The 13,163-nt window shown below is 64.9% G+C and carries 12 protein-coding genes and 1 pseudogene; 6 read left to right on the top strand and 7 right to left on the bottom strand.

Annotation, left to right across the window (positions count from 1 at the left end):
• Window positions 1-163 precede the first annotated feature (163 nt).
• Window positions 164-876, top strand: a pseudogene (locus NKK51_RS21820) (3-keto-5-aminohexanoate cleavage protein).
• On the opposite strand, the gene NKK51_RS21815 reads toward NKK51_RS21820, so the two are convergent.
• The 3 genes from NKK51_RS21815 to NKK51_RS21805 all read right to left on the bottom strand — a co-directional run bounded on the left by NKK51_RS21815 (window position 873) and on the right by NKK51_RS21805 (window position 4,848).
• Window positions 873-1,973: a serine hydrolase domain-containing protein gene (locus NKK51_RS21815; protein WP_352554538.1), complete on the bottom strand. Its 1,101-nt coding sequence runs from the start codon at window positions 1,971-1,973 to the stop codon at window positions 873-875. The pseudogene NKK51_RS21820 and the gene NKK51_RS21815 sit on opposite strands and share 4 nt — an antisense overlap.
• Window positions 1,974-2,057: 84 nt before the next feature.
• Window positions 2,058-3,659: an ABC transporter substrate-binding protein gene (locus NKK51_RS21810; RefSeq protein WP_352554537.1), complete on the bottom strand. Its 1,602-nt coding sequence runs from the start codon at window positions 3,657-3,659 to the stop codon at window positions 2,058-2,060.
• A gap of 55 nt (window positions 3,660-3,714) precedes the next feature.
• Window positions 3,715-4,848 (bottom strand): NAD(P)/FAD-dependent oxidoreductase, encoded by a 1,134-nt coding sequence (locus NKK51_RS21805; protein WP_352554536.1) that lies wholly within the window; start codon window positions 4,846-4,848, stop codon window positions 3,715-3,717.
• Window positions 4,849-4,985: 137 nt separating this feature from the next.
• Here NKK51_RS21805 and NKK51_RS21800 point away from each other — a divergent pair, with 137 nt between their 5' ends.
• Window positions 4,986-5,603: a helix-turn-helix domain-containing protein gene (locus tag NKK51_RS21800; RefSeq protein WP_352554535.1), complete on the top strand. Its 618-nt coding sequence runs from the start codon at window positions 4,986-4,988 to the stop codon at window positions 5,601-5,603.
• A 355-nt stretch (window positions 5,604-5,958) separates the two neighbouring features.
• Here NKK51_RS21800 and NKK51_RS21795 read toward each other — a convergent pair whose 3' ends face one another.
• Window positions 5,959-6,954, bottom strand: a complete 996-nt coding sequence (locus NKK51_RS21795) for an ornithine cyclodeaminase family protein (RefSeq protein ID WP_023813854.1) — start codon at window positions 6,952-6,954, stop codon at window positions 5,959-5,961.
• 127 nt (window positions 6,955-7,081) lie between these two features.
• Here NKK51_RS21795 and NKK51_RS21790 point away from each other — a divergent pair, with 127 nt between their 5' ends.
• On the top strand, window positions 7,082-7,543 hold the full coding sequence (locus NKK51_RS21790; RefSeq protein ID WP_023813853.1) for an Lrp/AsnC ligand binding domain-containing protein: 462 nt from the start codon (window positions 7,082-7,084) through the stop codon (window positions 7,541-7,543).
• On the opposite strand, the gene gcvA is transcribed toward NKK51_RS21790, so the two are convergent.
• Window positions 7,540-8,439, bottom strand: coding sequence for a transcriptional regulator GcvA (gcvA, locus tag NKK51_RS21785; protein WP_352554534.1), 900 nt, complete (start codon window positions 8,437-8,439; stop codon window positions 7,540-7,542). The two genes, NKK51_RS21790 and gcvA, sit on opposite strands and share 4 nt — an antisense overlap.
• 127 nt (window positions 8,440-8,566) lie before the next feature.
• Here gcvA and NKK51_RS21780 point away from each other — a divergent pair, with 127 nt between their 5' ends.
• Both NKK51_RS21780 and NKK51_RS21775 read left to right on the top strand, forming a co-directional pair.
• Window positions 8,567-9,271 (top strand): SDR family oxidoreductase, encoded by a 705-nt coding sequence (locus NKK51_RS21780; protein WP_352554533.1) that lies wholly within the window; start codon window positions 8,567-8,569, stop codon window positions 9,269-9,271.
• Window positions 9,272-9,321: 50 nt separating this feature from the next.
• Window positions 9,322-10,380, top strand: a complete 1,059-nt coding sequence (locus NKK51_RS21775) for a Gfo/Idh/MocA family protein (RefSeq protein ID WP_352554532.1) — start codon at window positions 9,322-9,324, stop codon at window positions 10,378-10,380.
• 81 nt (window positions 10,381-10,461) lie between these two features.
• Here the strand turns inward: NKK51_RS21775 and NKK51_RS21770 are convergent, their stop codons facing one another.
• Entirely contained in the window at window positions 10,462-11,061 is a 600-nt protein-coding gene (locus NKK51_RS21770; RefSeq protein WP_352554531.1) for a DUF922 domain-containing Zn-dependent protease, read from the bottom strand.
• A 117-nt stretch (window positions 11,062-11,178) separates the two neighbouring features.
• Between NKK51_RS21770 and NKK51_RS21765 the strand changes: the two genes are divergently transcribed.
• Entirely contained in the window at window positions 11,179-11,673 is a 495-nt protein-coding gene (locus NKK51_RS21765) for a hypothetical protein (protein ID WP_352554530.1), read from the top strand.
• Between the two features lie 50 nt (window positions 11,674-11,723).
• On the opposite strand, the gene pdxR is transcribed toward NKK51_RS21765, so the two are convergent.
• Complete coding sequence (gene pdxR, locus NKK51_RS21760) at window positions 11,724-13,148, bottom strand: MocR-like pyridoxine biosynthesis transcription factor PdxR (RefSeq protein WP_352554529.1); 1,425 nt, start codon at window positions 13,146-13,148, stop codon at window positions 11,724-11,726.
• Window positions 13,149-13,163: the final 15 nt, after the last annotated feature.

Here is a 13,163-nt window from a genome sequence, read left to right as displayed (position 1 = left end):
TTCGACCTGTTTCGCAGCCTGCATTGATGAGATTGACGATCAGAGAGGCTTGCGATCTGTCACGCCTCCCTCTGCCCTGCCGGGCATCTCCCCCACGAGGGGGGAGATTGGCGGTTTCACCGCCGCATGATTAGACTGTCACTTCCTGTGCAAGGTGAGACCGATGATCGTCCAGGCCTGCATCAACGGCGCGCGTCCGCGCGATTTCCACCCGAAGCTGCCGCTGACTGCCGAGGCAATGGCCAGCGATGCGGCAGCCTGCGTCGCCGCTGGAGCGGCCGAACTGCACATCCATCCGCGCGGCACTGACGGGCGCGAAAGCCTGGCAGCCGTCGATGCCACCGTGCTGGCGGTGCGCCGGACCTGCCCGGGAACACTGGTTGGCGTGTCGACCGGCGCCTGGATCGAGGACGACGTCGAGCGGACCCGCACGGCGATCGCAGGCTGGCGAGGCCTGCCCGACTATGCCTCGGTCAACGTGTCCGAACCGGATGCGCCCGCCGTGATGGAACTGCTGCGCCAGCGTGGAGTCGGCATCGAGACGGGGCTTGCCGTCGTCGCCGATGCCGAGCGCTTCGTAGCGCTTGCCGGCCACGACCAGGTGCTGCGCATTTTGATCGAGATCGACATCCAGGACCTGTCCGCTGCACTCGACGAAGCGCATGGCATCGCCACGGTGCTCGATCGCGCAGGGGTGCGGCGACCGATCCTGCTGCACGGCGTCGCGCCACCGTCTGGCCCTTCGTCAGGCTTGCGTATCGCAAGCGGTGGTCGACGCGGGTCGGGCTGGAAGACGGCAAGACGCTCGCCGATGGAACTGTGGCGAAGGACAACGCGGCGATCGTCGCTGCCGCCGTGGCGATCTTTCGCGGCTAGTTTTCCAGAATGATCTGGATCGCCTTATCCACCACCGGATGCAAGCCGCTAGCCTGGAAGGACAGTCGGTTGCCGGAGCCGACATTGCTGGTCATGGCGATGGTCAGCTCTGAGATCGGGTCATGCAGCATGACGGCGACGTAGCCGGGGATACTGCCCTGGTGGCCGTAAAAGGCGCGGTTGGCGTAGGTGCTCTGGAACATGCCGGCGCCGGTTTCGCGCATGCGGGTGCCCGGAAAACTCGCTGGCACGCGGTGTTCGAACATCTCGGCGAAGAACGGCGGCGACAGCACTCTGCCGGAAAAGAGACCGCGCATGAAGCTCACCATGTCGGACGGCGTCGACACCATGTCGCCGCAGCCATAAGCGGCGCCGAACGGGAAGGAATCGGAGGAATCCTGCAGCGCATCGGAGTAAGGCATCACGCCATCCATGCGCCACATCTCGCCGCCCGAGGCGATATCGGTGGGCGCATTCGCCGCCGGCGGCGGCCGGTGGTAATAGCCGCGCACCATTGACTTTTCCGGAAAGGCCTCGGTGGCCGGCGACCAGGTATTCTTGAGGCCGAGCGGCTGCAGCACTGCATTTCTGACATAGCCGCCCAGCGACTGGCCTGTCACCGCCTCGATCACCATGCCGGCCAGCACATAGCCGGTGTTGTTGTAGACGGCGGGTCCGCCCGGCGCCTTCTGCTTGTCGGAAGCGAAGGCGATGTCTACCAGCTGTTGCGGCGTCCATTGCCGGTTCGGATCCATCGGAATGTAATATTCGAACTCCGGCAGGCCGCTGCGGTGGTTGATCAACTGGCGCACCGAAATGTCTTTTGCTTCCGGCAGGTAGGGAAACCAGCCGGAGATCGGCGCTCCGAGATCGAGCTTGCCGTCCTGGGCGAGCTTGGCCGGGGCCGCGGCAACGAAGGTCTTGGTGCAGCTGCCGATCTTGAACAGGCGTTCAGGCGAGACGGCAATGCCATGCTCCCGGTCGGCGAGGCCGGCGGTCAGGGCGGTTGGTGCGGCGCCAATGGAGTATGCGAGTGATGCGCCTACTGCGCCATCGGTGAGATAGGTCTTGAGGAGGGCGTTCAGGTCTTCACACATGGATTCTGCTTTCGCCGCTAAATTGCTGGTTTCATAGATGTCGGTGCGTCCTCGGGCCGAGCCCGAGGGCAGGGTCGCCAAGCTTCACTCCGCCATATCGACGGCGGCAAAGTTCTGCCGGCCGAAGAGGTCGAGCACGTAGTTGAGCACGCTCTTGCGGATCGGGATCGCCACCACCGAATGGGCGATCGGCGCCACCGGCACCTCAACCTTCAGGATCGCTTGCGCCCTGGCATAGATGTCGGCGCGCTGTTTCGGATCGGCGGCGACGCGGCCGTCCTGCAGCAGCTTCTCGAAGGCCGGATCGCACCAGCGCGAGCGGTTGGAGCCGCCCTTCACGCCGTCGCAGGAAAGCAGGTAGCTCAGCATGTTGTCGGGGTCGCCATTGTCGCTGCTGCCGCCGAGCAGGTAGGCGTCCTGTTCGCCCGCCGCGGTGCGCTTGAGATATTCGCCCCATTCGAAGCTGACGATCTCGGCCTTGACGCCGACTTTCGCCCAGTCGGCCTGGATCATCTCGGCCATGCGCTTGGCATTGGGATTGTACGGCCGCGATACCGGCATCGCCCACAGGCTGATTTTCAGGTCGCTCTCGTGGCCGGCTTCCTTCAGCAGCGCCTTCGCGCCATCCGGGTCATAGTCGATGCCGGCATCGGTGACGGCGCCGATCTGCGCCGGCGGCACGACGCTGCCGGCGACCGTGCCGGCGCCGGCATAGACGGCGTCGACGATCGCCTTGCGGTCGACGGCCTTGGCCAGCGCCATGCGCACGCGGACATCGCCGAGCGGCTGATGTTCGACATTGAAGCCGAGAATGCCGATGTTCTGGCCCTTGAGGTCGAGCACGGTGATGTCGGGATCGGTGCGCAAATCGGCGACGGCGCTTGGCGGGGGCGGGGCGGCGACCTGGCACTCATTGGCCTTGAGACGCTCGACGCGCGTGGTCGGTTCGGGCGTAACGGCGAAGACCAGAGTGTCGATCTTCGGCGCGCCGCGCCAATAATCCTTGTTGGCGGCGTAGCGGATCTGGCTGTCGGGGACATAGGCCTGCAGCACGAACGGGCCGGTGCCCACGGGCTCGCTATCGATCAGTTCCGGCGTGCCGGCGGCGACCATCTTTTCGGTCTGCTCCAGGGACAGGATGGAGAGATAGTCGAGCGCAATGCCGGGCAGGAAGGTGACATTGGCAGCCGTCAGCGTGAAGCGCACGGTGTGGTCGTCGACCTTGTCGATCTTGTCGATCAGCGTGCCCATGCCCAGTGCGTTGAAATACTCGTAAGCGCCGCCGCCGAGCTTGTGGTAGGGATTGCTGGCGTCGCGCTGGCGGTTGAAGGTGTACAGCACGTCGTCGGCATTGAACTCGCGCGACGGTGTAAAGTGGTCGTTCGACTGGAATTTCACGCCGTGGCGTAGGTGGAAGGTGTAGATCTTGCCTTCGGCTGAGACCTCCCAGCTTTCGGCCAGCGCCGGCCCGACCTCGGTCGTGCCAGGCTTGAACTCGACCAGCCGGTTGAAGATCGTCTTGGCGGCGGCATCCATGGTGGAGTCCGCCGTGCCGATCGCCGGGTTGAAGGTCTCGGGATTGGCTTCCGAGCAATAGACCAAGGTTTTGGCGTAGGCCTGTCCGCCAAGAAGGACGGACGAGGTCAGCAAGGACGAGGTAAGGACTGCGCGCAGAACGGATTTCATCGCAAACGCTCCTGATGACACTTTACGGGTTGGGGGAAGGGCAGGCCGGTGAAGTTCATGGCGTCGCCGCCGGGGTGATGAAACGGTTGGGCGCAAGCGCGGCGGACGTGATACCGCGTGCCGTGTGATCGTCCGGCAGCGGCTGGCCGCGCAGCAGCACTGAGCCCAGCCGCGCCAGCGTCAGCGACACCTGGAAACCGTAGCCGCCCTGGCCGCCAAGCCAGAAGAAGCCGGGCAGGCGAGGGTCGAAGCCGATGACCGGCGTGCGGTCAGGCGAAAAGGTGCGCAGGCCCGCCCAGGGCGTCGACGGACGGCCGATGCGCAGCGACGTCGCCTGTTCGATGCGGTCGACGGCGATGGCGACGTCGATGTCTTCCGGATAGGCGTCGCAGGGTTCGGAATCGGTCTCGTCGGCCAGCGAGCCGATCAGCCTGCCGGCATCGGGCTTGAAGTAGAATTGTTCATGCAAATCGACCACCAGCGGCCAGGCGCTGATGTCCGTGCCGGCGGGCGGATCGAACAGGAAGGCGGTGCGGCGCTTGGGCCGGAAGCCAAGACCGGAGAGACCGGCCAGCCCGGCGACGACATCGACCCAGGCGCCAGCGGCGTCGACGACGATGTCGGCCTGGTAGGCGCCGACACTGGTGGTGACGCTGAAGCCGTTTGCGACGCGGGAAATCTCCAGCACTTCCTCGCCGGTGCGGATCACGCCGCCGCCGGCCTTGAGCGCGGAGGCTGAAGCAGCAAGCATCTTTCCCGTGTCGACATCGAGCGCGCCGGGTTCATGCACGCCGCCGCAGGTGGTTGCCGTGGCGATGACCGGCACCAGCGCGGTGACTTCTGTTGCTGACAGGCGGCGCACGCTTGGCACCAGCGCCTGCATCTCGGCCGCCATGCGGTCGACGGCTGCACTGTCTTCGACACCGCCGACATGCAAGGCGCCGCGCCGGTGGGCGGCGAAGCCGCCATCGATGATCGCCTGCCGGCTGGCCAGCGACAGCGCCCGCACCAGTGCATTGCCATAGGTTTCTGAAAACAGCGCCGCCGAGCGGCCGCTGGCGTGATAGCCGAGATGCGGCTCGCGCTCGAGCACTGTGACCTCGGCCCAGGGCTGCACGGCAGCCGCCAGTGAAAGGCCGGCAATCCCGCCGCCGATGACGACGATTTTTTGGAGAGACTTGGACTGCATGTCCTAGGGGTAGAAATAATTTCGTATCCAGTCAATATTTAGCGTATAAGAAAATTATTGGTGTTGTTGATGGCGGCAGAGAGTTGGACTACCTAGGGTGGACTGGCGGCTCGATGGGCCGCGCAACGGAGCTGACGATGTCGGAGCAACCGAACCTCGGTGATTGTCTGCGCGGCTTGAGGAAAACGCATGGCTGGACCTTGCAGGAGGTCAGCACGCTGACCGGCGTCGCGGTGTCGACGCTGTCCAAGGTCGAGAACGACCAGATGTCGCTGAGCTACGACAAGCTGCTGCAGATATGCGAGGGGCTGGGCATCCATGTCACCGAGCTGCTCAGCGGCGACCGCAAGCAGCCGGCCGCGCGCACCCGGCGTTCGGTGACCTCGCAGTCCAACACGCTGCGCCAGCTGACCCGCAACTACGATTACCGCTATCTGGCCACCGATCTGATGCGCAAGCGCATGGTGCCGATCCACGCCTATGCACGCGCCCGCACGCCGCAGGAATTCGGCCCGCTGACCAGGCATGCCGGCGAGGAATTTTTGATCGTGCTCAAGGGCGAGATCGAACTGCACACCGACCAGTACGCGCCGGTGCGGCTGAAACAGGGCGACAGCGTCTACATCGATTCCACCATGGGTCATGCCTACCTCTCGGTCGGCGAGGGCGACGCCGAGATGCTGTGCGTCTGCTCCGGCGACGAGCCTGATATGGAAGGCACGCTGCTGAGCGTGCTGGAGACGGTGGAGGGGTAGGGACTAACATTCTCGATGGCTGCGCCGCCCCTCATCTGGCTGCCGCCATCTTCTCCCCGCAAGGGCAGGGCTATCGCATATGGAATTCCTGAGATGTCTGCCCGGCACGGACCCCCACCCCTAACCCTCCCCACAAGGGGGAGGGAGACTTCCGTTGGCGCTGACCCAAGAGAATCGCCTGTCTTTTCGGCGCCAACAAGAATTAAAGGCACGCGGCAGCATTCCCTCCCCCTTGTGGGGAGGGTTAGGGTGGGGGTTCTTCCTCGCAAGAATCCATATGCGATAGCCCTGCTGTAAACGGGGAGAAGGACGATCCTATTGACGGGCGGCGCTGGCTTCGACAATTGAGCCCCCACTACATCGCAACCACACGCCCCATTCCCCGCCGAACCGCCTCGCGATAGGCGAGATCGGCCGCCACCATGTCCTCCATAGCAACGCCCATGGCCTTGTAGACGGTGACCTGATCGGCGCTAACCCGTCCCGGCCGCCGCCCGAGCAGCATGTCGCCGAGCTCGGTTCCGGTTTGCGGATCGAGGTCAGCGAGTTCGCAGGAGCCGACCGGCGTCGGGGCAAAGGCCTCCCTGGTCTCGACGAACAGGCTGGCCCTGCCGATAAGCTCGACCGGCAGTTCGCCGCCGGGCGGGGCGACGCCGACCGATGAGATGTGAGTGCCGGGCCGCACCCAGTCGGCCGAGATCACCGGCGCATAGGAATGCGTTGCCAGGCAGACGACGTCGGACGAACGCACCGCGGCCTCGATATCGGCGACGGCGACGACGCCGGGATGCTGCGCGGCAAGCGCCTGCGCATCGGCGAATTCCTTCGAGACGACGCGGATCTCGGTGAAGTCGCGCACCAGCGGCAGAAGATTGAGATGCTGGCCGGCCTGCACACCGGCGCCGACCACCGTCGCGACCTTGGCGTCGCGGCGGGCGAGTTCACGCACCGAGAGCACGGCGGAGCCGGAGGTTCGCACGGCGGTGATGTAGGTGCCGTCCATGACGCAGACCGGCATGCCGGTCTGCGGATCGAACAGATGGATGGTGGCGAGGTGGCTGGGGATGCCTCTGGCGACGTTGCCCTCGAAGACGTTGACGATCTTCACCGTCAGATGCATGCCTGCCATCCATGCCGACATCGCCAGCGAATAGCCGACCTGCGGAATGTCGAGCTGCGGCCGTGCCGGATTGACCACCTTGCCGCCGGACAAGGCCTTGAAGCCGCCGGCGAGCACGTCGAGAAGCTGGCGCAGGTCGATGCAGGTTTTCACCTCGGCCTCGCTCAGGATGAGTACGGGCGTGTCACCCTTCGCCTGGGCGCTGCGGGAGGTCGATATCGCTGATGTCATGGAATCCGCTTTCGTTATGGGTTGCACGACAACGGTATTGCGATCTATCAGCGTGATGAAATATGCTGTTTTCGTTATTTTGGCGTGACTATCACGCGTGCCCGGCTCACAAAGCGTGAATCCTGAAATGGACGATCTCGACCGTATCGACCGCTCGCTGCTGCGTTTGTTGCAGGAGGACGGCCGCCGCACGACGCTCGATCTGGCGCGGCGGGTCGGCCTGTCGCCGACCGGGGCGACGCAGCGCGTCAAGCGGCTGTTCGCCGAAGGCTTCATCCGCGCCGTGCGCGCGGTGCTCGATCCTGCTCGGATCGGGCAGGCGCAGCTCGTCTTCATCGAGGTGCGGCTCGACCACACGGCGCCGCATGTCTTCGACCGCTTCGCCGAGGCGGTTCTGCGGGCGCCCGAGATCATCGAATGCCACATGGTGGTCGGCGGCTTCGACTATCTGGTCAAGGCGCGCATCGCCGACATGGCGATGTTCCAGGATTTTTTGCAGCGGGTCATCCTGCCGCTGCCCGGGGTGCGGGAAACGCACACCTACGCCTCGATCGCCAATGTGAAGCCCGACGCCCTGCTGCCGATCTAGACCGGCGGCCGTTCCCCCGCATCCAGCAGCCATTGCCGCACCGCTTGCGTCGGCTCCGGGTGCCGCTGCTTTCTCGGCATCACGACATAAAAATCCTGCGTGCCGCGCATTTCGCCGCTGACGGGCTGAACCAGGCGGCCCGTGGCGAGATCAGCGGCGACGAGGAAGCGGCTGGCCAGCGCAATGCCCTGGCCGGCGACGGCGGCGTCGATGGCGAGGCTCGTCTGGTTGAAGCGCATCCGTTTCAATTCGGTTGTCATCTTCAAGCCGACCGCTTTCTCCATGAATTCCGGCCACAGATTGTGGGCATCGTGCAGCAGCACATGGTGCTGGATTTCGGAGGCTGCGATTTCAGCAGCATCTTCCGGCAGCAAGGCCGGGCTGCAGACGGCGATGATCTGCTGGGGAAACAGCAGGTCGACGACCAGACCGGCGCCGAAGGGTGGGCGGCCCTGGCGCACCGCGATGTCGACGCCATCGGCCTGGAAGCTCGACAGGCTCTCGCTGGCCAGAACGCGCAGGTCGACAAGCGGGTTGTGCGCGACGAAGTCGTGCAGCCTCGGGATCAGCCATTTGGTGGCGAAGCTTGGCGTCACGCTGACCGTCAGCCGCGCCGGCTCGGGACGCAACAGCAGCGTCGCCTCGGAGATCAGGTCGAAGGCGCGGCGGATGTTGGGCACATAGGCGCGGCCCTCATCGGTCAGCGCCAGGCCGCGCGGCAGCCGCTCGAACAGCTTTGTGCCGAGATCGGCTTCCAACCCGCGAATGTGCTGGGCGACCGCCCCTTGAGTGACGTTCAGCTCCTCGGCCGCGATGCGGAAGTTGAGATGACGCGCCGAGGCTTCGAAGGCGCGCAGCGCATTCAATGGCGGCAGGCTGAGGAAGGCTTCGGGCATGCAGGAGTCTTTCTACAGGTTGATTTCAAGCATTCTGGTTCGAACCGGTGTGGAAAACCAGCTATATCGACGCTCAGCTCCCGAAAACACCGCTTGCGGTGCCCGCAAACCCTGAGAGGAAAATCCGATGAGTGTAGAAAAAGTAGCTGTGGTGGTGGCCGGCGGCAGCGGCATGGGTGCGGCGGCGGCCAAGCGGCTGGCGGCGGACGGCTTCAAGGTCGCCATTCTTTCGTCGTCCGGAAAGGGCGAGGCGCTGGCCCGGGAATTGGGCGGGCTCGGCGTCACCGGCTCCAACCAATCCAATGAAGATTTACAGCGCCTCGTCGACCTGACGCTGGAGCGCTTTGGCCGCATAGACGTGCTGGTCAACAGCGGCGGCCACGGGCCGCGCGCGCCGATCCTCGAAATCACCGACGAGCAATGGCACACCGGCATGGATGTCTATCTGCTGAACGTCATCCGTCCGGTGCGCATCGTGGCGCCGCAGATGGTCAAGCAGAAGGGCGGCGCCATCATCAACATCTCGACCGCCTGGGTGGTCGAGCCGAGCCCGATGTTCCCGACGTCCGCCGTGTTCCGCGCCGGGCTTGCCGCCTACACCAAGATCTTCGCCAACACTTATGCAGCCGACAATGTGCGCATGAACAATGTGCTGCCCGGCTGGATCGACAGCCTGCCGGCCACCGAGGAGCGCCGCGACAGCGTGCCGATGCAGCGCTACGGCACCTCGGAAGAGATCGCCGCGACCATCGCCTTCCTGGCTTCGGAAGGCGCCGGCTATATCACCGGCCAGAACATCCGGGTCGACGGCGGCATTATCCGCGCTATTTGAGGGCGTCGACCGGGAGGGGGATTCCGGCATCTCACCCCAAGGAGCAAAGAATGCGGCTTTTGATACTCGGCACCGGCTGGATGGCGCAGGAACATGCGCGGCGCTTCATCGCCATCGACGGCGTCGACATTGTCGGCGCGGTCGATGTCGATCCGGCACGGGTCGGCGAGTTCGCCGACAGCTTTGACATTCCCAACCGCTTTACCGCGCTGGATGAGGCGCTGGCATGGGGCGAGTTCGACGCCGTGGCCAATGTCACGCCAGACCGCATCCATCACCCGACCACCATGGCGCTGATCGCCGCCGGCAAGCCGGTGCTGTGCGAGAAGCCGCTGGCCGAAGACTTCGCCAAGGCGACCGAGATGGCCGATGCCGCCGAGGCTGCCGGCATCGTCAACATGGTGAACCTGACCTATCGCAATGTCGCCGCGCTGCAGAAGGCTCGCCAGATGGTGCTGGCGGGCGAAATCGGCATGGTCAGGCATGTCGAGGCGTCCTATCTGCAAAGTTGGCTGGTGTCGAAATTCTGGGGCGACTGGCGCACCGATCCGAAATGGCTGTGGCGCCTGTCGCGCGGCCACGGCTCGAATGGCGTGCTTGGCGATGTCGGCATCCACATCCTCGATTTCGCCGGCTATGGCGCCGCGGTCGACATCGACCATGTCTTCTGCCGGCTGCGCGCCTTCGACAAGGCGCCCGGCAACCGCATCGGCGACTACGGGCTCGACGCCAATGACAGCTTCGCCATGACGCTGGACTTTTCCAACGGCGCCTTCGGCGTGGTGCATGCCAGCCGCTGGGCAACAGGCCATCTCAACGAGCTGCGTCTGCGCATCTATGGCGAGAAGGGGGGCATCGAAGTGGTGCACAATCTCGATGGTTCGACGCTCAAGGCCTGCATCGGCGAAAACGTCGAGAACGCTATATGGGAAGAGCTCGACGCCGGCACGGTGCCGACCAACTACCAGCGTTTCACTGACGCAGTGCGATCCGGCGTGCAAGCCGAACCGTCCTTCCGCCATGCCGCCGAATTGCAGCAGGTGCTGGATCTGGCAGTGGTATCGGACGAGAAGCGCGCGGAGCTGCGGGCGAGTGCGGAAACGCGGTGAGCTGGGGCGAAGCGGCGGAGAGCGCGAGCGCCAGCGGTCGAGATAGCACTGCCGCCAACTTCGGATTGGAGGCTGCGCCAGTCAGGGGCCGGTTACGAGCGAAAAAACCAGTTTCTGCAAATTGCCGCCATCGCCGAATTCGACGCGGTCGAAATCGCGGCTTGCCTGCACACGCGCCTTCGAAATCGCGTCGAGCCGCTTGACCACCTCGGCCCTTGTCTTGCTGCATTTGGGATCGTCGGCGACGGTCAGGGCGTCCGTAGCGGCTTGGATATCGTGGACCATCTGGACCATGCTGGCGCCATGCACCTTCTCATGGGCGGCGACGCCGGCGATGAAGGTTTCCCAGTTCTTCTGGACGGCGGGCGGCAGGGAGCCGGAGGGTTTTGGCAAGGTGTAGGTGACGATCAGCTTCGGCCGCCCGGCCGTCAGCACGCAGTCCTTGCCCCTGGGCTTGTAGTCCCTTAGCCCCCAGGTCAGCTTGAAATTGGTGTAGGCGATGGCGCGGGCAATGCCGAGCTTTGGCCCTTTCTCGCCGATCGAGCGGTAGAGTTCGGCGCCGGACCGGCCCGAGATCGCGTAGGGCTCGATCTTCTCGACCGGCTTCCACTCGGCATGAGCGATGAGCGGCAAGGCCAGCAGGGCAACAAAGGACAGACACAGGCGAACGCAGGCTTTCAATCCAACTCTCCGCGAAACAGGACTGGTTGCCGCAAGGGGCAATGCCATCGGATCGCTTTTCCTATATGCTGCCGACGGGCGCTGCAAATGCCCTGGAGGCAGTCAATTGGGGGAGTCATGAGAGTTGCACATCTCATCGTCGCTGGTGCCTTGGCGATCCTGCAGGCCGCGCAGCCGGCGTTTGCCGCGTCGTGCGGTGGCTGGAGCGCCAAGATGGAGGAAGACGAGGGCGGCAGCGTGCTGACGGCTTCGGTCTGCGGCGGGCCGAAAGGCGATGCGCATCTGATGCTCACCTGTTTCGACACGCCGGTGCTGAGCTACGATCTCGGTGCCACCGGCCAGCAGCTGGAACCTGGCATCAGCGGTTCGTTCGCGTTCAAGGCCGACGGCAAGACGGTGACCAGGACGCTGCAGCTGGAGGCCATGTACAATTACTTCGTGGTCAACCTGGCGAAAGCCGATCCGCTGCTCGACCTGTTGCGCGGGAAGGGCGATGTCAGCGTCAGTGCGGCCAAATATGGGGAGATCAGCTTTCCACTGAAGGGGTCGAGCGCGGCCATCGGCAAGGTGCTGGCGCAGTGCGGCAAGGCCGGGCCAGCGGATGGGGATTGAGGGGTTCTACAGTTCGATGCCGGCGCAGGAATGAGGCGGTTCTCGTTGGCTCACCGGGCTTGCTGCCGAACCACCCCACCCAGTCGCGCCGTCGCGGCAATCAATTCCTCATCCAAGAATCCCGAAAAACCCAGCACCAGACCTTGCCGGGGCGCCCCGCCGATGAACATCGAGGACAAGGCCCTGGCGCCGACACCCGCCGCCTTCGCTGCCTCGACGATCGCGGTGTCAGGCCCGGCGCGCTTCAGCGTCGCCATCAAATGCAACCCCTGTTCGGGCACGGTTACTTCAAGGGCATCGCCGCAATGCGCCTCGAGGCCGGCGACCAGCACGTCGCGCGCGGCTTGCACCCGGCGGCGCACGCGCCTGAGATGGGCGGCGAAATGGCCTTCGTTCAACAGGTCGGTCAGCGCGCCTTCGGCCAGCGTCGAGGGGAAGCGGTCGGAGCGCGCCCTGACCGCCATCACGGCATCGAGCAGCGCTTCGGGCACCACGACATAGCCGATGCGCAGGCCGGGGAAGAGGATTTTCGAGAAGGTGCCGAGATAGGCGACACGGCCTGAACCGTCCATGCCCTGCAGCGAGGTCAGCGGTGGGCCGGCATAGCGGAACTCGCTGTCGTAGTCGTCCTCGATGATCCAGGCATCGTTGCGCCGCGCCCAGTCGAGCAAAGCGAGACGGCGGCGCATCGTCATCGTCACGCCGAGCGGATATTGATGCGAGGGCGTGACATAGGCCGCGCGCGCCTTGGAGCACAGGCTTTCGCCGATCTCGGGATCGAGCCCTTCCGCGTCGACCGGTACCCCAAAAACCCTGGCGCCGCTGCCGGCCAGCACGGCCTGCGCCATCGGGTAGCAGGGGTTTTCGATCCAGACGGCATCGCTGGGGCTGAGCGCGGCACGCACCAGAAGATCCAGCCCCTGCTGCGTGCCCGAAGTCAGCACGATCTGGCCGGCGTCGCAGCGCACGCCGCGTGCGGTCCTGAGATAAGTTGCAATTGCCGTGCGCAGCGGCAGGCCGCCGCGCGGGTCGCCATAGCGAAAATGCTCCGGTCCGGGGCGGGTGAGGTGACGCGACAACAGGATGCGAAACATATCGAGCGTGCGCGGATCCGACACCGCCACGCCAAGGCCGCAAGGCAGCGAGGTCGCCGCGTCGATCTCCGGCGGACGCGGCTTGACCAGTGCTGTCGGCAGATGCGGCACGTCAGGCGCGACGAAGGTGCCGGCGCCGACCTTGGCAACCGCAAACCCCTCCGAGATCAGGATTTCGAAACAGGCAACCGCCGCCGAACGCGACAGGCCGAAGCGCTGTGCGAGATCCCGGGTGGTCGGCAGTTTCGCCCCGGCGGCCAGCGCGCCGGTCTCGATCAGCCGCCGCAGCGCCGCATATAGTTCACGGCTGCGCGGGCCGTCGCCCGGCAGGACCGGGATCAGCGCCGACCAATCCGGAAAATTGGTCTGGTTTTTCTTCATCAGATTGGTTCTTTT

This window comes from Mesorhizobium sp. M0011 (genome assembly GCF_040324155.1).
Taxonomy (GTDB): domain Bacteria; phylum Pseudomonadota; class Alphaproteobacteria; order Rhizobiales; family Rhizobiaceae; genus Mesorhizobium.
This window is presented reverse-complemented; position numbering and strand designations above follow the sequence as displayed.